Origin of the sequence: Variovorax ureilyticus (genome assembly GCF_050632185.1) — a bacterium.
Taxonomy (GTDB): Bacteria; Pseudomonadota; Gammaproteobacteria; order Burkholderiales; family Burkholderiaceae_C; genus Variovorax; species Variovorax ureilyticus_A.
This window is the reverse complement of the sequence record NZ_CP192579.1, coordinates 95,115-113,376: the sequence shown is the minus strand read 5'-3', so window position 1 is coordinate 113,376 and position 18,262 is coordinate 95,115. Positions and strand designations below refer to the sequence as shown.

At 67.5% G+C, this 18,262-nt stretch carries 17 protein-coding genes and 2 pseudogenes; 8 read left to right on the top strand and 11 right to left on the bottom strand.

The annotated features are described in order from the left end of the window. Window positions 1-4: 4 nt before the first annotated feature. From paaB to ACQ858_RS00510, 5 genes are all read right to left on the bottom strand, one after another. The gene (paaB, locus tag ACQ858_RS00530) at window positions 5-313 is read right to left on the bottom strand and encodes a 1,2-phenylacetyl-CoA epoxidase subunit PaaB (protein WP_431274956.1); all 309 of its coding nucleotides are present in this window, start codon (window positions 311-313) and stop codon (window positions 5-7) included. Between the two features lie 23 nt (window positions 314-336). Then, a complete protein-coding gene (paaA, locus tag ACQ858_RS00525) occupies window positions 337-1,350 on the bottom strand; it encodes a 1,2-phenylacetyl-CoA epoxidase subunit PaaA (RefSeq protein WP_431274955.1) in 1,014 nt (337 codons plus the stop codon). Between the two features lie 33 nt (window positions 1,351-1,383). Continuing rightward, window positions 1,384-2,700, bottom strand: a complete 1,317-nt coding sequence (gene paaK / locus ACQ858_RS00520; protein WP_431276943.1) for a phenylacetate--CoA ligase PaaK — start codon at window positions 2,698-2,700, stop codon at window positions 1,384-1,386. A 26-nt stretch (window positions 2,701-2,726) separates the two neighbouring features. Beyond that, the gene (paaI, locus tag ACQ858_RS00515; protein WP_431274954.1) at window positions 2,727-3,176 is read right to left on the bottom strand and encodes a hydroxyphenylacetyl-CoA thioesterase PaaI; all 450 of its coding nucleotides are present in this window, start codon (window positions 3,174-3,176) and stop codon (window positions 2,727-2,729) included. 160 nt (window positions 3,177-3,336) lie between these two features. After that, window positions 3,337-4,137: an enoyl-CoA hydratase-related protein gene (locus ACQ858_RS00510; protein WP_431274953.1), complete on the bottom strand. Its 801-nt coding sequence runs from the start codon at window positions 4,135-4,137 to the stop codon at window positions 3,337-3,339. A 186-nt stretch (window positions 4,138-4,323) separates the two neighbouring features. Between ACQ858_RS00510 and ACQ858_RS00505 the strand changes: the two genes are divergently transcribed. After that, window positions 4,324-4,926, top strand: coding sequence for a phenylacetic acid degradation protein PaaY (locus ACQ858_RS00505; RefSeq protein WP_431274952.1), 603 nt, complete (start codon window positions 4,324-4,326; stop codon window positions 4,924-4,926). A gap of 68 nt (window positions 4,927-4,994) precedes the next feature. Here the strand turns inward: ACQ858_RS00505 and ACQ858_RS00500 are convergent, their stop codons facing one another. Beyond that, entirely contained in the window at window positions 4,995-5,708 is a 714-nt protein-coding gene (locus ACQ858_RS00500; RefSeq protein WP_431276942.1) for a PH domain-containing protein, read from the bottom strand. On the opposite strand from ACQ858_RS00500, the gene ACQ858_RS00495 reads away from it, so the two are divergent. Continuing rightward, window positions 5,707-7,494, top strand: coding sequence for a carboxylesterase/lipase family protein (locus ACQ858_RS00495; RefSeq protein ID WP_431274951.1), 1,788 nt, complete (start codon window positions 5,707-5,709; stop codon window positions 7,492-7,494). The two genes, ACQ858_RS00500 and ACQ858_RS00495, sit on opposite strands and share 2 nt — an antisense overlap. A gap of 10 nt (window positions 7,495-7,504) precedes the next feature. Here the strand turns inward: ACQ858_RS00495 and ACQ858_RS00490 are convergent. Together ACQ858_RS00490 and rpe are read right to left on the bottom strand one after the other, a co-directional pair. After that, a pseudogene (locus tag ACQ858_RS00490) lies at window positions 7,505-8,504 on the bottom strand (succinylglutamate desuccinylase/aspartoacylase family protein). An 80-nt stretch (window positions 8,505-8,584) separates the two neighbouring features. Further along, a complete protein-coding gene (rpe, locus tag ACQ858_RS00485; RefSeq protein ID WP_431274950.1) occupies window positions 8,585-9,280 on the bottom strand; it encodes a ribulose-phosphate 3-epimerase in 696 nt (231 codons plus the stop codon). Here rpe and apaG point away from each other — a divergent pair. From apaG to thiL, 4 genes and pseudogenes are all read left to right on the top strand, one after another. Then, window positions 9,176-9,631: pseudogene (gene apaG, locus ACQ858_RS00480) on the top strand (Co2+/Mg2+ efflux protein ApaG); the annotation flags it as partial. The gene rpe and the pseudogene apaG overlap by 105 nt on opposite strands. A gap of 249 nt (window positions 9,632-9,880) precedes the next feature. Next, on the top strand, window positions 9,881-11,149 hold the full coding sequence (locus tag ACQ858_RS00475) for a cation:proton antiporter (RefSeq protein WP_431276941.1): 1,269 nt from the start codon (window positions 9,881-9,883) through the stop codon (window positions 11,147-11,149). A 124-nt stretch (window positions 11,150-11,273) separates the two neighbouring features. Then, window positions 11,274-12,419 carry a YbdK family carboxylate-amine ligase gene (locus tag ACQ858_RS00470; RefSeq protein ID WP_431276940.1) on the top strand — a complete coding sequence of 382 codons (1,146 nt, stop codon included), beginning with the start codon at window positions 11,274-11,276 and terminating at the stop codon, window positions 12,417-12,419. A 76-nt stretch (window positions 12,420-12,495) separates the two neighbouring features. Beyond that, window positions 12,496-13,458 carry a thiamine-phosphate kinase gene (gene thiL, locus ACQ858_RS00465; RefSeq protein ID WP_431274949.1) on the top strand — a complete coding sequence of 321 codons (963 nt, stop codon included), beginning with the start codon at window positions 12,496-12,498 and terminating at the stop codon, window positions 13,456-13,458. Between the two features lie 24 nt (window positions 13,459-13,482). On the opposite strand, the gene ACQ858_RS00460 is transcribed toward thiL, so the two are convergent. Together ACQ858_RS00460 and ACQ858_RS00455 are read right to left on the bottom strand one after the other, a co-directional pair. Beyond that, entirely contained in the window at window positions 13,483-15,300 is a 1,818-nt protein-coding gene (locus ACQ858_RS00460) for an ATP-binding response regulator (RefSeq protein ID WP_431274948.1), read from the bottom strand. Then, the gene (locus tag ACQ858_RS00455) at window positions 15,300-15,920 is read right to left on the bottom strand and encodes a response regulator (protein ID WP_431274947.1); all 621 of its coding nucleotides are present in this window, start codon (window positions 15,918-15,920) and stop codon (window positions 15,300-15,302) included. Before ACQ858_RS00455 ends, ACQ858_RS00460 begins: the two co-directional genes overlap by 1 nt. Between ACQ858_RS00455 and ACQ858_RS00450 the strand changes: the two genes are divergently transcribed. Beyond that, a complete protein-coding gene (locus ACQ858_RS00450) occupies window positions 15,919-16,257 on the top strand; it encodes a hypothetical protein (protein WP_431274946.1) in 339 nt (112 codons plus the stop codon). The two genes, ACQ858_RS00455 and ACQ858_RS00450, sit on opposite strands and share 2 nt — an antisense overlap. 15 nt (window positions 16,258-16,272) lie before the next feature. Here ACQ858_RS00450 and ACQ858_RS00445 read toward each other — a convergent pair whose 3' ends face one another. After that, window positions 16,273-17,178, bottom strand: coding sequence for a LysR family transcriptional regulator (locus ACQ858_RS00445; protein ID WP_431274945.1), 906 nt, complete (start codon window positions 17,176-17,178; stop codon window positions 16,273-16,275). A gap of 94 nt (window positions 17,179-17,272) precedes the next feature. On the opposite strand from ACQ858_RS00445, the gene ACQ858_RS00440 reads away from it, so the two are divergent. Further along, window positions 17,273-18,262, top strand: coding sequence for a Bug family tripartite tricarboxylate transporter substrate binding protein (locus ACQ858_RS00440; protein WP_431274944.1), 990 nt, complete (start codon window positions 17,273-17,275; stop codon window positions 18,260-18,262).

Genomic DNA, 18,262 nt, shown 5'->3' with positions numbered 1-18,262 from the left:
CACCTCACATGTGGTCTACCGAACCCGGCAGCTTGTAGAAGGTCGGATGACGATAGACCTTGTCTTCCATCGGATCGAAGTACATGTCCTTGTCGCCCGGGTCGCTCGCGACGATCTGGTCGGAGCGAACGACCCACACGCTGGTGCCTTCCTGTCGGCGGGTGTAGACGTCGCGGGCCATCTGGATCGCCATCTTCGGGTCGGCGGCGTGCAGGCTGCCGCAATGCTTGTGGTCGAGGCCGGAGCGGCTGCGGACGAAGACTTCCCACAGCGGCCATTCAGTGGCGGTGTTCGACGGATTCGGGTTGCTCATGGTCGTATTCCTTGGGTCGTGGGTCAGGCGGCGAGGGGTTGGGGCTCGGCGCGCTTGGCGGCGTGGGCGAGCGCGGCATCGCGCACCCAGGCGCCGTCTTCCCATGCCTTGACGCGCGCGCCGAGGCGTTCGCGGTTGCACGGGCCGTCGCCGCCGACCACGCGCCAGAACTCGCTCCAGTCGATCGGGCCGTGGTCGTAGTGCTGGCGTTGCTCGTTCCACTTGAGATCGGGGTCCGGCAGCGTGACGCCGAGCACCTTGGCCTGCTCGATGGTGGCGTCGATGAACTTGGCGCGCAGCTCGTCGTTCGAGATGCGCTTGATGCCCCAGCGCATCGATTGCGCGGAGTTGGGCGACTGGTCGTCCGGCGGGCCGAACATCATGATCGACGGCCACCACCAGCGGTTGACCGCGTCCTGCACCATGGCCTTCTGCGCCTCGGTGCCGTGCTGCATCATCGTGAGCAGCGCCTCGAAGCCCTGGCGCTGGTGGAAGCTCTCTTCGCGGCAGATGCGGATCATCGCGCGCGCATACGGCGCGTAGGAGCAGCGGCAGATCGGCACCTGGTTCATGATCGCGGCGCCGTCGACCAGCCAGCCGATGGTGCCCATGTCGGCCCAGTTCAGCGTGGGGTAGTTGAAGATCGAGCTGTACTTGGCGCGGCCGGTGTGCAGCGCCTCGAGCATCTGGTCGCGCGAGGTGCCGAGCGTCTCGGCGGCCGAATACAGATACAGACCGTGGCCGGCTTCATCCTGGATCTTGGCGAGCAGGATCGCCTTGCGCTTGAGCGTCGGCGCGCGCGTGACCCAGTTGCCTTCGGGCAGCATGCCGACGATCTCGGAGTGCGCGTGCTGGCTGATCTGGCGCAGCAGCGTCTTGCGGTAGTGCTCGGGCATCCAGTCCTTGGCCTCGATGAAATCGCCCGCGTCGATGCGCGCGTCGAAGCGCTCTTCGAGCTGCATTTCATCGGCCGAGCGCACGGCCTTCTTGCCGTCCTCGGGGTCCTTGCCCATCGTGTCCATGGCTTGGGTGTACATGGCGATCCTTTCGGTTTGTTCAGTCCTTGACCGTCACTTCGGACGGTGGTCATTCACGCGCTTGGCCTTGCCAGTCAGCGTGCGTTCGATCGAATCCGGCGCGAGCACCTGCACCCGCGTGCTGATGCCGACCAGCGTCTTGATGCGGTGTTGCAGCCAGCCCGAGATTTCGCGCAGCTCGGCCGCATCGACCGACGCGGCCGCCGGCTGCAGCTCGCAGCGCACTTCCACCTCGTCGAGCAGGCCCGAGCGGCTCACGTTGATCTGGTACTGGCCGGAGAGCTTGGCGTGCTGGAGCACGATCTCCTCGATCTGCGTCGGGAAGACGTTCACGCCGCGGATGATCAGCATGTCGTCCGAGCGGCCGACGATCTTGCCCATGCGGCGGAACGAGCGCGCGGTGGGTGCGAGCAGGCGCGTGAGATCGCGCGTGCGGTAGCGGATGATCGGCAGCGCTTCCTTGGTGAGCGAGGTGAAGACCAGTTCGCCTTCCGAGCCCTCGGGCAGCACTTCGCCGGTCTCGGGGTCGATGATCTCGGGATAGAAGTGGTCCTCCCAGATCACCGGACCGTCCTTGGTCTCGATGCATTCGCTCGCGACGCCGGGGCCCATCACTTCGGAGAGGCCGTAGATGTCGACCGCATCGATGCCGGCCTTCGCCTCGATCTCGTGGCGCATCGCTTCGGTCCACGGCTCGGCGCCGAAGATGCCGACCTTGAGCGAACTTTCGCGCGGGTCCAGTCCCTGGCGCACGAACTCCTCCACGATCACCTGCATGTAGCTCGGCGTGACCATGATGATGTCGGGCTTGAAGTCGCGGATGAGCTGCACCTGCTTCTCGGTCTGGCCGCCGGACATCGGCACCACCGTGCAGCCGAGCTTCTCGGCGCCGTAGTGCGCGCCGAGGCCACCGGTGAAGAGGCCGTAGCCGTAGGCCACATGCACCATGTCGCCCGCGCGGCCGCCCGCGGCCCGGATCGATCGCGCAACCAGCGTGGCCCAGGTGTCGATGTCGCTGCGCGTATAGCCCACCACCGTGGGCTTGCCCGTGGTGCCCGACGACGCATGGATGCGCGACACCTTCTCGCGCGGCACCGCGAAGAGACCGAAGGGATAGTTGTCGCGCAGGTCCTTCTTGGTCGTGAACGGGAACTTGGACAGGTCGCCGAGCTGCTTCAGATCGCTCGGATGCACGCCCTTCTCGTCGAAGGCCTTGCGGTAGTGCGGCACGTTGTCGTAGGCGTGCTGGAGGGTCCAGCGCAGGCGCTGCAGTTGCAGCGCCTGGATCTCGTCGCGGCTCGCGGTCTCGATCGCTTCGAGTTCGCCGGGGCGGGGTTGCTTCACGGGCATGAGCATGGATGTCTCCTGGTGGCGGCTCACGCGGCGACGGCCGGCTTGCCTTTGAGGGTGTAGGAGCGGCCGCGGAAGACCGCGATGCGCTCATTGCGCTGGTTGGTGATCTCGCAGTCGTAGACGCCGGTGCGGCCGGCCTTCGACACTTCGAAGCTGCGCGCGGTGAGCACGTCGCCTTCGCGGCCGGGTGCCATCAGGTCCACCGAGAAGCCCGAGGCCACGGTGAGCTCGTTGTACGAGTTGCAGGCGTAGGCGAAGGCGGTGTCCGCGAGCGTGGTGATCAGGCCGCCGTGGCAGATGTCGTGGCCATTGAGCATGTCGGTGCGCACGGTCATCGATACCGTCGCGTGGCCGGGCGTGCATTCGACGACCTGCATGCCGAGGCCTTTGGCGGCGCGGTCGTTGGCGAACATGCGTTCGCGGACCAGGTCGGCGATCTGCTGCGGGGTGCGTTCGGAATAAGGTGTGGGCATATCAGGTTTCCAAGGCCCCGCGCATCGCCCGCGTCGCATGACAACGGCACAGCCGAGACCAGAAACCCCGCGGAACCGGCTTTGCCGGGCCGCCGGGGTTGCCCCCGGAGAGGGGTGTCCGAGCCACACGAAGTGGGCGAGGCTGGGGGTGAACTTCATTTCAGCGGTCAGTGAACGTGGGCGTGCGCTTTGCGCCGAACGCGGCGACACCTTCGAGGTAGTCGTGCGCGCGGCCCAGCTCGGCCTGCAGCGCGGCTTCGTGGTCGAGCGCCTGGTCGAGCGTGAGGTGCTGCGCCGCATCGATCGCGGCGCGCGTGGCCGCCAGCGCCTTCACGGGCATGGCGGCGAGGCGCTCCGCGAGCTTGCGTGCCTCGTCTGCGAGGGTTGCGTCTTCGACGCATTTCCAGATCAGGCCGATGCGTTCGGCTTCGACAGCGGTGAGCTTGTCGCCCAGCATCGCGAGGCCCAGCGCACGCGCGCGGCCGACGATGCGCGGCAGCAGCCAGGTGCCGCCGGTGTCGGGCACCAGGCCGATCTTCGCGAAGGCCTGAATGAAACTCGCCGACTGCGCGGCCAGCACCAGGTCGCAGTTGAGCGCGAGGTTCGCGCCCGCGCCGGCCGCGACGCCGTTGACGGCGGCGATCACCGGCACCGGCATCGACTTGAGGCGCTTCACCAGCGGCGTGTAGTGCAGTTCGATGGCGCGGCTCAGGTCCTTGGGCGGCTCGCCGGCGGGCGACGGCGCGACCATCGGATCGGCCAGATCCTGCCCGGCGCAGAAGCCGCGGCCGGCGCCTGTGAGGACCACGCAGCGCACGGCGGCATCCGCCGCCGCCGCATCGAGCGCGGCGCGAAGCTGCTCGTGCATGGCGCCGTTGAAACTGTTGAGCGCGGCGGGCCGGTTGAGCGTGAGCGTCAGAACCGGGCCGTCCTGCGAGGCGAGGACGAGTGCGTCGGACAAGCGGTGTCTCCAGTCGTGGGAACGGGGGTCGGGGCGCCGGCCGGGTCTTGATCTGCGTCAAGAGTATTATTGACCGACCGGTCGGTGAATCATAAGATCGCCACCAATCCTGACGCAAGTCAAACTTGCACAGGGTTAACCCTTGACTCGAAACGGCCCGTAACGGCCCAGAAACAGGAGACAACCTTGCCCTGCTATTCCATCGAAGGCGTGGTGCCGGTCATCGACCCGAGCGCCTACGTGCACCCCACCGCCGTGCTGATCGGCGACGTGATCGTGGGGCCCGAGTGCTACGTCGGCCCGTGCGCCGTGCTGCGCGGCGACTTCGGCCGCATCGAGCTCAAACGCGGCTCCAACCTGCAGGACACCTGCGTGGTCCACGGCTTTCCGCAGCAGGACACGGTGGTGGAAGAAAACGGCCATATCGGCCACGGTGCGGTGCTGCACAGCTGCATCGTGCGGCGCAACGCGCTGGTCGGCATGAACGCGGTCGTGATGGACGAGGCCGAAGTGGGCGAAGCCGCGATCCTCGCGGCCTGTGCCTTCGTGCCCGCCGGCAAGAAGATCCCGCCGCGGTCGCTCGCCGCGGGCATGCCCGCGAAGGTGATCCGCGAGCTGACCGATCAGGAAGTCGCGTGGAAGCTCGAAGGCACGAAGACCTACCAGGACCTCACGCGGCGAAGCCTCGCGAGCATGCAGCAGGTGGAGGCACTCACCGCGGTCGAGGAGAGCCGACCGCGCGTGCGCGCGCCGGATGTCAAGCCGCTGATCGCGACGAAGCGGGGGTAGCTTTCAAGGCGGCTTTTCCCACGCAACCATGGTGTGAGGCTCGCCCTTCGAAGTCCCTGCCCGAGAAATCAACTTGTGGGTGCATTCGTGATCGTCAGCGCTTTTGCAGCGGCATGGTTGTCCGAGAACTCGAGTGCCAATCGTGGTTTGCCGTCGACGTCAACCAGCAAGTAAGGGCCGGTGATGCGATCCACGAACAATCTGCCACCCGCCCGAGAGTTGAACCAGCCCGATCTGAAGCCGGGGAGCCCCACCCCATTGACTCGAAAACCGACAGCGTCGTCTGCAGACCCTGGCGTCACTTCGCGAACGTCGGTGATACTGGCCAGAGGCACGTCGATCGAATAGAAACTCGACTTGACGGTCAGATGAGCGTCCCGGATGGTTACGCTTCGATTGAGCATCGAGAAACCTATGACCGCCAACGTGAGCACGCCGATGGCCAGGATGCTCCAGATAGCGATGTGGCTGGCGCTGCCTGCCTGACGCTGGAGCACCATGCCTGCCACGATCGGCCCGATGGCAAGGATCGCAAACAAGGTGGCGAAAGACTTCACGCCGATGTCTTGAAATTGCATAAGAACTGTTCCCTCAGTCGAGTGCTGCTGCCGCGGCGCGATGTCCTGAATGTCGCTCGCCGTCGGCGTCCCCGCGAAGATCATCCGCGAAATGACCGAACAGGGAGTGGCCTGAACCCGCCACGCGAGTCGGGTTTCCCCCGTAGTCGCGCCGGCCCGCCAGCCCTTACCGTTGCGCCCTTCTTCTGGAGGGGACAAGACCATGATGCTCAAGGCCGGCTTGGTGGCGGGATGTGTCGCGATTCTTTCTCAGACGCCCTGCTGGGCGCTCGGGCGCGCGGACGTCATGCGCGACACGCAGTTCGGGAAGGTCGTCGGCATCGACGACTCGGATCGCACGGGAACACTGGCATGGAAGGGCGTGCCCTTCGCGAAGCCGCCGATCGGTGAGCTGCGCTGGAAAGCACCCGCTGATCCAGAACCCTGGCACCGCCCCAGGGCCACCCAGCAGTTCGCCAACGCGTGTGCCCAATACGGCCGCATCTACGGCCCCGGGGCCAACAACCGCTACGACGCGACGATCGGCACCACGCTGAACCAGGCGGTGGGCAGCGAAGACTGCCTGTACCTGAACATCTGGCGCCCGGCGAAGAACGAGCGCAAGGGCGGCAATGGGGACGACAACCCGGGCCAGGGCAACGACAAGGGCGACGACCTGCCGGTGATCGTCTTCGTTCACGGCGGCAGCGATGTGTCGGGCTACACGGCGGACCCGGTCTACGACGGCGCCGCACTCGCCAAGGCCGCGAATGCGGTCGTGGTGACGGTGAACTACCGCCTCGGGATCTTCGGCTTCCTCGACCTGCCGCAACTCAAGTCCGGCACGAGCGGCGTGGGCGACTCCGGCAACTTTGCGCTGCTCGACATCGTCAAGGCGCTCGAATTCGTTCGCGGCAACATCGAAGCTTTCGGGGGCGATCCGCGCAAGGTCACCTTGATGGGCCAGTCAGCGGGCGCCATCAACGTCTATGCGCTGCAGACCTCGCCGCTGGTGACGAACGCGCGTCAGCCGCTCTTCCACCGGCTGGTGCCGCTGAGCGGCGGCATCTCGCTGGCGACCAACCTTCCGCCGGGGCGCATCCCGACCCTCAGCCCGAAATCGACCTACGCGGCCCAGGGCAGCGCCCTGCTCACCCAGCAGCTCATCGCCGACGGGCTCGCTACCGACGCCGCGTCCGCCGCGGCCTACGCCGCGAGCCAGACACCCGCGCAGATCGCCGCCTATCTGCGCTCGAAGAGTCCGGCCGCGCTGTTCACCACGCTGCTGACGCGGCTCGCGCCGCTCGGACTGGCGGGTTCCGGCCCGATACCCGACGGCATCGTCCTGCCGGTCGACCCGATCGCCGCGATCCAGGCCGGCAACTACCTGCGGGTGCCTGTTCTGGCGGGAAACACCCGCGACGAGGCCAAGCTGTTCCCCACCTTCCTCGCGCTGTCACCTGCGCTCGGCGGCGTCAGCGGTCGGCTGGTGAGCGACGCCCTGCTCTTCTCGACACAGTTCGGCTACAACCCGGACGCCCCGCCGACGATCACCATCCCGCAGTGGATTCCGACGGTCTATCTTCCGGTGACGACGCCGGTCACGGGCTTCAATGCGAGGACGGACCTGCTGAACCAGATCTTCTTCATCGCAAGCCGCGACAACGTCCTCAACGCACTGAAGGCGCAGCAGAACGAGGTCTGGTACTACCGCTTCGACTGGGATGAGGAGCCCGCCCCGTGGAACGACATCTACGGTGCCGCGCATGCCTTCGACCTGCCGTTCATCTTCGGCAATTTCGGGCCGTCGCTGTTCTCGAACATCGCGAACTCGACGGCCAACAAGCCGGGCCGGCTCGATCTGTCCGACGCGATGATGAAGAGCCTGGGCGCCTTCGCCAGACGGGGCGATCCCAATGCGCCGGCGGTACTGGGCGTGTCCTGGCAGCCCTGGCCCTCGACGCTCATCTTCGACGCCTCGCCCACGAGCAAGGCGATCTCGCTGCAGTAGGCGACGGGGCCTAGCGGCCCTGTCGCGTCAGGTCCCTGTCGCTCTCCACCGCAAAGTAGAACCACTCGGTTCCCGGCAACGCCTCCGCGTTCGGGAACACGATGAATCCGTCGCGCTCCGCGTGGAGCACGCTGCCGTCCTCGCGCACCGCGATCGGATCGCCGCGCGAGACCGGGTCGAAGGTGGCCCATTCGCGCACGAACTGGTCTTCTTCGTGAAAGCGGTCGACCACGCTGACCAGGCGCAGCAGCGAAGGCTTCGGCGGCGGCACCGCGCCCGGCTCGGGCGCGATCATGCCGAGCAGGCGCAGCGCCGAAAGAATCGCCTCGTAAGCCAGTGCCGGGCGCGGCCGGGTCCTCGTGCTGGCCGCACTCGAGCGTGACGCCGTAGCCGCCGCGGCTACGCATGTATTCGTTGGTGCCCTTGCCGAAAGCCACGTCCATGGGATCGACCGGCCTGCCGCCCGCGCGCTGCGCGACACCCGCCGCGTAGATGTCGAGCCACCCTTCGACCACGCGCGGCGTGCGCAGGTGCAGCGCGAGCTGGCCTTCCTCGAAAGCACGCGCGAAGGGCTCCAGCGTGCCCTGGTTGTCGCGCGGGCCGATCATCGCGAAGGCCTCGCCGGCGCTCTGGAAGGAATGGAGATCGAGCAGCACCTCGTGCCGGTCAAGCAGCGGGCACAGCAGGTTGGTGATGCGGGCCTCGTAGTCGGCCGGCGCCTGGCCCGGTGCGGTGGGCTCGAAAAGGCGGTTGAGGTTGCGCTCGCCTTCGCGCCGCAGACGCCGGCGCGCGAGCGGATTCGCGACCGGCACCATCGTGAGTTGCCCGCGCAGCAGACGCAATGCGCCCGAATCGAATGCGGCCACCGCGCGCTCGATGCCCGCGGTGCCGCAGGTCTCGTCGCCATGGACGCCGCCGAGCACGATGAACTTCGGACCGGGTTCGATCGCGCCGTAGGCGTGGATGCGAAGCGTGTCGTTGGCGGTGAGTGCGGCTGTGGAGGCGGTCATCAGCCGGCCATCCTACAACGCGGGCCCAGGACGGTCCTACCGTGTTTCCCGCGATGGCGCGAACGAGGCGCGGAGCGGGCTCAGGCCTTGAGCGAGGTGTCGAGCTGCTCGCGCATCGCGGTGATCACGCTCTTGTAATCCTTGGCGTTGAAGATGGCGCTGCCGGCCACGAAGGTGTCCGCGCCGGCGCTCGCCACGCGCGCGATGTTGTCTGTCTTGATGCCGCCGTCGACTTCGAGACGGATGTCACGGCCGGTTTCGTCGATGCGCTTGCGCGCGAGTTCGATCTTGCGCAGCGCCGAGTCAATGAAGCTCTGGCCGCCGAAACCGGGGTTCACGCTCATGATGAGGATCAGGTCGATCTCGTCGATCACCCAGTCGAGTGCCTCCAGGCCCGCGCCGGGATTGAACACCAGCCCCGCCTTGCAGCCGGCCGACTTGATCGCCTGGATGCTGCGATGCATGTGCGGCGAGGCGTCAGGATGGAAGCTGATGTAGTCGGCACCGGCCTGCGCGAAGGCCGCGGCAAGCGCATCGACGGGCTCGATCATCAGGTGCACGTCGATCGGCACCGGCGTGCCGTCGGGTGTCTTCGCGTGCGGCTTGAGCGCCTGGCACACCATGGGGCCGAAGGTCAGGTTCGGCACGTAATGGTTGTCCATCACGTCGAAATGGATCCAGTCGGCACCCGCGGCGATGACGTCGCTCACTTCGGCGCCGAGGCGCGCGAAATCGGCCGAAAGAATGGAGGGGGCGATGCGGAAGGGACTGCTCATGGGGTGAATTGTCGCAGTGCCGCAGCCCGGGGGCGATGTAGGATGTCCGGGATGGCCAGCTTCCCAATGACCGTGCAGGTCGAACCCCGATTCCTGCCCGACCAGTCTTCGCCCGAAGACGGTGTGTTCACCTTTGCTTACGCAGTGACGATCACCAACAACGGTGATCGGGCGGCCCAGGTCATTGCCCGTCACTGGTTCATCCAGGATGCCGCAGGCCGCACGCAGGAAGTCGCCGGCCTCGGCGTGATCGGGCAGCAGCCGCTGCTCTCGCCCGGCGAAACCTTCCGCTACACCAGCGGGTGCCGGCTGCAGGCATCGGCCGGTACCATGCACGGCAGCTTCTTCATCGTGACCGAACGGGCCGAACGCTTCGACGTGCCCATTCCCATGTTCGTGCTGGAAGCCGATGCGGGGGCATGCCCACCTCGCGCGTGCTGCACTGAGGTACGTTGCCCACCCCCAGCCTCGCCCACTTCGTGTGGCTCTGCACCCCTCGAGGGGGCGCACCCGGCGGGCCGGCGAAGCCGGTTCCGCGGGCGCCCTGGAACGGGCCACGCCAGTTTCATAGGTCGTGCAAAGCGCGGCGGAGTATTGAGAATGAGTTCTTTCTTTTCCAGTGACCTGCTGGGTTTCTGGGCCGAGTGGGTCCGACCTTCCGCCGGCCTGCCCACCGTGCTGTGGGCCCTCCTGCTGGCGGCTGCCGCGGCGGCCGGCCATCTCATTCAGCGCTACATCGGCATGCCGAAGGTGCTCGGCTATTCGATCGTCGGCACCGTGGTGGGATTCGCCGGTTTCGAAGGCGCGATCTGGCCCCTGCAGGGCATCAGCCTGTTCCTGGTCGAGCTCGGCGTGGCGATCGTGCTGTTCGAGGCGGGCGGCCGGCTGCCGCTGCGCTGGTTTCGCCACAACCCGATGATCCTCGTGCAGAGCATCCTCGAATCGACGCTGACCTACTTCGGCGTCTTCTGGACGCTGCACTGGCTCGACGTACCCGACCCGGTGGCCAATCCCGTCGCGCTGATCGCGATCGTCGCCTCGCCCGCAGTGCTGACGCGCGTGGTGATCGATACGCGCGCCTCCGGCCCCGTGACCGAACGCGCGATGACGCTGGCGACGCTCAACACCTTCTACGCGCTGGCGCTCGGCTATGCGCAGGCCGGCCTGATCGAGCATGCGCCGATCGGCCTCATCCAGAGGCTGCAACCCGTTTTCGTGGTGCTCGGCATGTCCTTCGTGGTCGGCGCGCTGATGGCGCTGTCGCTGCGCTCGGCGCTGCGCGTGATGAGCCCGACCAGCGAGAACACCTCCATCCTGCTGCTGGCGATCATCGCCGCGGGCGCCGCGCTGGCGGCGCACTTCGGCGGCTCCGCGCCGCTCGCGGCGCTCATCGGCGGGGTGCTGCTGAAGGCGCTCAATCCCAGGCCGTGGACGTGGCCGCGCCAGCTCGGCACCGCCGCCACGCTGATCACGATGATGATGTTCGTGCTCGTCTCCACCGTGGCTGCGCAGGCCGACTGGAGCTTGCCGGTCGCGGGCATGGTGCTGGCAATGATCGGCGTGCGCGCCTTCGCCAAGATCGCGGGCGTGGCGATCGCCAATCCGGGCAGCGGTGCCAGCTGGAAGCAGGCCCTGTGGGTGGGCTGCGCGATGTCGCCGCTGTCGTCGATCGCCCTCCTGATCGCGTCGGCTTTCGTGACCGCTTCGCCGCTGCTGGGTGCGATGATCACGCAGATCACGCTGCCGGCCATCCTGCTGATGGAAGTGCTCGGCGCGGTGTTCGCGACGATCGCCATCCACGGCGCCGGCGAGAGTTCCAAGCCCTGGTTTCCCGAGGCCTTCCGCGCCGTGGAGGACACGCAACGATGAGCGCAGCGCCGGACCGCCCCAAGCAAGCTCGCGGCCCCTCGGGGGGCCGAGAGGACGCGCAGTGCCGAGTGTGGGGGCCCCTATGAGCTTGCGCACCCCTCCCGCGCCGTCGAACGCCGACGAGATGCCCAACACGCCGGCAAGCCGCGTGGTGCACATGGAGCGCTTCAACAAGTCGGTCGCGCTCTCGCTCGGCGTCGAGCTCGAACTGCAACTCGTCAACACGCACGACTACGACCTCGCGCCCTATGCCGAAGACATGCTGCGGCTGATGGCGCAGACGCAGCTACCGGGCAGCGTGGTGCCGGAGATGACCTCCAGCATGATCGAGATCTCCACCGGCGTGTGCCACTCCGCGCAGGACGTGCTGGACCAGCTCACGCCGATCCGCGACGCGCTGGTGCGCAACGCCGACAAGCTCAACATCGCGGTGGTCGGCGGCGGCACGCATGCCTTCCAGCAGTGGCACGAGCGGCGCATCTACGACAAGCCGCGCTTTCGCGAGCTGTCGGAGCTCTACGGCTACCTCTCGAAGCAGTTCACCATCTTCGGCCAGCACGTGCACATCGGATGCCCCGACGCGGATGCGGCCTTGCTGATGCTGCATCGCATGTCGCGCTACATCCCGCACTTCATCGCGCTGTCGGCGTCCTCGCCCTTCGTGCAGGGACAGGACACGCAGTTCGATTCGGCGCGGCTCAACTCGGTGTTCGCGTTTCCGCTCTCGGGCCGCGCGCCGTTCACGCTGTCGTGGAAGGAGTTCGAGAACTACTTCATGCGCATGACGCGGACCGGCGTGGTGCGCAGCATGAAGGACTTCTACTGGGACATCCGCCCGAAACCCGAATTCGGCACCATCGAGATCCGCGTGTTCGACACGCCGCTGACCGTCGAGCGCGCCGCCGCGCTCGCGGGCTACGTGCAGTCGCTCGCCGCGTGGTTCCTGCAGGAGCAGCCCTTCACGCCGGTCGAGGACGACTATCTCGTCTACACCTACAACCGCTTCCAGGCCTGCCGCTTCGGGCTCGATGCGGTCTACGTCGATCCGGCGAGCGGCGAGCACATGCCGCTGCGCGACCATATCCTGATGACCATGACCCAACTCGAATGGCACAGCGAGGCGCTCAACGCCACGCAGGGATTGGCCGAACTGCGCACCAGCGTGGAGGCCAATCGCAACGACGCCCGATGGCTGCGCGAGCGGCAGGGCAGGGAAAAGCTGCTGGCCGAGGTGGTGCGGCAGGCGGCGCTGCGCTTCAGGAATGGCTGACCCCAGCGGCCCGGCAAAGCCGGTTCCGCAGGACTCCCGGGATCAGGTTGGGTTTGTGTAGAGAGGAGAGGCAGACATGGGCGAATTCGATTTGATTGCACGCTACTTCACCCGGCCGGTGAAGCGCTCGCCACTGGGCGTGGGCGACGACTGCGCACTGCTGGCGCCGGCCGCGGGCATGCAGCTCGCGGTCTCTTCCGACATGCTGGTCGAAGGCCAGCACTTTCTCTCGACCGTCGATGCCGAGCGGCTCGGCCACAAGTCGCTCGCGGTCAATCTCAGCGACCTCGCGGCCTGCGGGGCGAAGCCCCTCGCGTTCACGCTCGCGCTCGCGCTGCCTGCGGTCGATGAAGAATGGCTCTCCGGCTTTTCGCGCGGCCTCTTCGCGCTGGCGCACCTGCACGACTGCGAGCTGGTCGGCGGCGACACCACGCGCGGGCCGCTCAACATCTGCATCACGGTGTTCGGCGAGGTGCCCGCCGGCGGCGCACTGCTGCGCTCGGGCGCGAAGGCGGGCGACGACGTCTGGGTCAGCGGCACGCTCGGCGATGCGCGGTTGGCGCTCGAAGTGTTCCGCGGCAAGGTGTCGCTGCCGGGCGATCTTTTCGAGCGGGCCCGGGCCCGCATGGAGCTGCCGACGCCGCGCGTCGCGCTCGGGCAGGCGCTGCGCGGCGTCGCGTCCGCCGCGATCGACATCAGCGACGGGCTGGTGGGCGATCTCGGCCACATCCTGAAGGCCAGCAGCGTGGGCGCAACGCTGGATGCCGACGCGGCTGCGGGACTGGTCGGGATCGAGGAATTCGCCAACGATCTCGGCATCGACGCCCTGCGCGCGTGCGCACTCGCAGGCGGCGACGACTACGAACTCGCCTTCACCGCACCGCCGTCGGCGCGCGAGGCGGTCGAGCAGGCCGGCCGCGACGCGTCGGTGCACGTCACGCGCATCGGCCGCATCGAGGCGGAAGCGGGGTTGCGCCTCGTCGATGCACTGGGGCAGCCGGTCGCGCAGCACTACGCCTCCTTCGACCACTTCAGTTAGCCGCCGCGGCCGGGCGGCGCGCGGTCAGGCCCGCTTCAGGCTCGAGCCGGGCGTTGCGTCGAGCAAGGCGAAGGACGAGTCCAGCTCGACATTGTTGAGCACGCACACCAGCCCGTGGTAGAGCTGGTTCGGCGACACCGGCTTGTGCAGCAGCGGCACGCCGCTGGCACGCGCCTCGCGCAGGCGCTGCGGCGCGGTGTCTCCGGTGATGAGCAGTGCCGGCAGCGCCTGGCCGAATTCCGCGCGCAGTGCCGCGATCGCTTCCGCGCCGGTACGCAGTTCACGCAGGCGGTAGTCGCTGATGACGAGCCCCGGCGGACGCAGCCGCGCGAGCGCCAGCGCCTCCTCGATCGAATCGGCCACGTCGCATTCGCAGCCCCATGCGGTCAGCAGCTGTCGCATGCCGGCACGGATCGAGTCGTCGTCGTCGATGACCAGCGCGCGCACGTCGAAGACACGCGAATGGCCGGGAATGACCTCGACGCCGCGGCTCACCACGCCCATCTGGGCCGTCGGCAGTGCGAGGCGAAAGACACTTCCGCGCCCCGGCCGCGAAGCCAGCGTGAGCGCGGTGCCCAACGCGCGCGCCAGCCCCTGCGCGATCGCGAGGCCCAGCCCCAGGCCCTTGCGCCGATCACGCTCCGCATTGCCGAGCTGGTGGAACTCGCGAAAGATGTCCTCGTGCTGCGAAGCCTCGATGCCGATGCCGGTGTCCCACACCTCGATCACCGCACGGCCGCCCCGCTCGCGGCAGGCCACCAGCACGCCGCCGCGCTCGGTGTAGCGGATCGCATTCGACACCAGGTTGCGCAGGATCAGCGCGACCAGCGCCGAATCGGAGCGCACCGCCACATGGGTTTCATGCGAGCGGTAGACGATGCCTTTCGCATCGGCCTGCGGCGCGAGCTCGTTCTCGATCTTGTTGAAGAGCGGCTGCAGCGGGAACACCTGCATCTGCGGCTCGACCACGCCGGCCTCGATGCGCGAGAAGTCGAGCAGCGTGTCGAGCATCTCGGCCGACGCCTGCCGGGTGGCGCGCGCATTGGCGAGCGCGTCCTGCTGCGAGGCCGAGAGCTTGCTGCGCGCGAGCACCTCGAGGAAGAGACCCTGCGCGTGGATCGGCTGGCGCAGATCGTGGCTCGCCGCGGCCAGGAACTTGGACTTCGCGAGATTGGCCTGGTCCGCCTGCTGGTGCGCGGCCTGTGCGTGCTCGGTCTCGACGCGCAGGCGCTCGATCAGCTCCACGTTCTCGAAGCGCAGCTTGATGGCCGCCAGCGCCGCCTTGCCGCTGTTGCGCGCCTGCCCGAGCAGCGTCGCGACGTAGAGAAAACCGGCCACGCCCAGCGCGTTGTAGGCCGGATCGCCCAGCGTCCAGAGCTTGGCGGCGAGCACGGCGAGCTCGGTACTCCCGAACACGATGAACACGGGCAGTACCGGCGCCAGCGAGGACATCGAACTGCCGGCCACGCCCGCGAGCACCGCGACCACCAGCACGCTGCCTGCCATCGTCGTGGTGCCGAGCGCGGCCCAACCCAGCGCACCCCAGATCGCGCCATCGACCGCGTTGAGCACCGTCTGCTGCCACACCAGGCCCGGCGCACGGTCAGGCGGGATCTCCATGGCCAGCATGCGCCGCGCCTCCCGCGCGCACCAGAGCTTGCACAGGATCACCGCGCCCGCCCACGCGCGCAGCCCGGTCGCGTTGTCTTGGTTCGACAGCACCCACACCAGCAGCAGCGCCACGAGGATGGTCGGGACCACCGAGCTGCCGACGTTGCCCAGCAGCAGACGCAGTTGCTCCACCAGCGTGCGCCCTTCGGCGAGGCGCAACGGATTGCGCATCAGGAGACGAGCCCCCTGCGGCGCGCTTCGAAGCCGGCTTCGGAGCGGCTCGACACCTCGAGCGCCGCGAGCACCGCCTGCACGTGGCCGCGCACCGTGTTCTCCGACAAATCGAGACGCCGGCCGATCACCTTGTTCGACAGGCCCTGGCACAGCAAGTCGAGCACCTCGAACTGTCGCGGCGTCAGCAGTTGACGCGCCTGCCCGCCGTCGGCCGGCGGCGCATCGGCGTGAACCGGGGTCTCGACTTCCTGCCCGCGGCGCAGCTTCTCGATGACCGCAAGAATGTTGTCGGCCGTCTCGGCCTTGGAAACGAACGCCGCGGCCCCGCGATCCAGCGCGAGGCGCACGCTCTGCGGCGTGGCGTCGGAAGACAGGATGACCACCGGCGCATCGGGCCACTTGCGCCTGACGAGCGCGATGCCTTCGAGGCCGTTCAGGCCGTGGAGCTGGATGTCGAGCAACACCAGCCCGGGATCGGGCATGGCGGTCTTCATCGCCTCTTCCAGCGAGCCGGCTTCGGCCACTTCCACGTCGGCGATACCGGAGGAAAGCACCATCCGCAATCCGCAGCGGAACATGGCGTGGTCATCAATGAGAAGGATCTTGGCCGGCAGCATGACCCGCGCATTCTGCGCGAAGTCGGTCCGGTCCAAATGGACTATTTACCTCCCGCGGCCGCGTGCCGATGATCTCCTTGTCATGAAGCCAGTGCTCGAAATCCGCCGTGTCGAATCAGACGCCTATTCCTATCGCATCGGCGATCAGGAAGCCGGCGGGTTCTTCGCCTCGATCGAGCACTGCCTGATCGACGCGGCCGCTTCGCTCGGCCACTACTTCGCGAGCGTGGAGCTCAACTTCGAGGGCCTGTTCCTCGGCGCCTGCGCCATCGAGGCCATGCGCCGCACGCCGAAAGCAGTGGCCCAGCGCATCGAGCAGCACTTCCAGCCGGCCTGAGCGGGCGGCGCCTCCTCAACGCTCCTTCAGGGCGAGCCGCAGCGTCTCGATGAAGCTGCGACTCGCCATCGACAGCGAACGCCCCGGCTTGGTCACCACGAAGATGTCGCGCGAGACACGCGGCGCGGCGATTGGCTTGATGATCAACGCCGGATTGCCCACCGCCTTCGCGAAGGCCGAAGGCATGATCGACGCGCCCATGCCACTTTCCGTCATCCAGATCGCGGTCGAGAGAAACGACACCTCGTTGACGACGTTGAGCTCCACGCCCGCGCCACGGGCCGTGCTGTCGATCAGCGGTCGGATGCCGTAGCCCGGCCGAACGGTGATCAGCGGATGGCCGCCGAGGTCACTCCAGCGCACCGCCTTCCTGCCGGCCAGCGGATGGTCGCGCAGGCACACCAGGCTCAGATGGTCGCGCAGCAGGGTCTCGGTCTCGACCGCCGCGCCGGGCCGCTCAGGCGTGCCGATGCCGAAGTCCACGTGCTCGCCGATGATGCGCGAGACGAATTGCTCGGGCGCGCAATCGTCCACCAGGACACGCACCTGTGGATGCGCCTCGCCGAAGCGGCGGATCGCCGACGGCATCAGGAATGAGGCCAGCGTCGGCGTGATCGCGAGACAGACACGGCCGCGCTGAAGCGTTGCGAGCTCGCGAAAGCCCGCGCTCAGGGAATCGACGTCGCGAAGGATGCGCTCGGCCGTCGCGAGCATCTCCTCGGCCGCCGCCGTGGGCTGCAGCGAACGCGTGGTGCGGTCGAACAGCCGCGTGCCCAGGCCCTCCTCGAGTTGGCGGATCAACATGCTCACCGCTGACTGCGTGACATACAGCCTCTCGGCCGCGGCGCTGAGCTTGCGCAGTTGATGCACGCAAACGAAGGCACGCAGCTGCCTCACCGTGGGACTGAAGTTCTGATTCATCAGAAAACATCATATTTCGTTCTGAATTTTTTGATTTACGAATGAATTTCCCCGTCGTCCAATGCGCGCTGGAGACAACTTGAGGTATCGACCCATGAAAAGATTCGCACGCGCCGCGGCGCTGCTGGGCATGGCCTGCGCGCTGGTCGCCGGCACCGTGCAAAGCCAGGCTGCCAGCGGCAGCGATTTCCCCGGCAAGCCGATCCGGATGATCGTCACCTTCCCGCCAGGAGGAAGCGCCGATGCGGTGGTCCGCATGCTGGTGCCGAAGCTGAACGACAAGCTCGGCCAGCCGGTGGTGGTCGACAACCGCCCCGGCGCCGGCGGCAACGTCGGCCTCACGGCCGTGGCGAAGGCGCCGGGCGACGGCTACACGCTGGGCGTCGGCGCCGCCGGGGCGCTGTCGGCGAACTCCAGCCTGTACCCCAACATGCCCTTCGACCCGCTGAAGGATTTCAAGCCGGTGGGCATGCTCGCCGCGATTCCGTTCGTGATCGTGGGCCATCCCTCGGTGCCAGCGAAGACGCTGCAGGGCCTGATCGCACTCGCGAAGGCCCAGCCGGGCAAGCTGTCGATCGGCCACGGCGGCAACGGGACGGCCATGCACCTGTCGGCCGCACTCTTCGGCCAGATGGCGGACGTGAAGCTGGTCGAGGTGCCGTACCGCGGCTCGGGCCCCGCGGCGCTCGATGTGCTGGCGGGCCAGATTCCGCTGGCCGTCGTCGATCTGCCTTCGGCCCTGCAGCAGATCAAGGCGGGCAAGCTGATCGCCTACGCAGTGACCAGCCCGGCCCGCCTGCCGATGCTGCCGGACGTTCCCACCGTCGCCGAAGCAGGATTGCCCGGCTACGACTCGACGGGCTGGTTCGGCGTCGTTGCCCCGGCCGACACGCCGGCGTCGATCGTCGAGCGCCTGAATGCGGAGATCGTCGACGCACTAAGAGACGAGCAGGTCAAGGTCGCGATGCGCAATCTCGGCGTGGAGCCCGCGCCAGGCACACCCAAGGACTTCGACAACTACATCCGCACGGAAACGAAGAAGTGGGCCAAGGTCATCAATACCGCGGGCATCAAGCTGGACTGA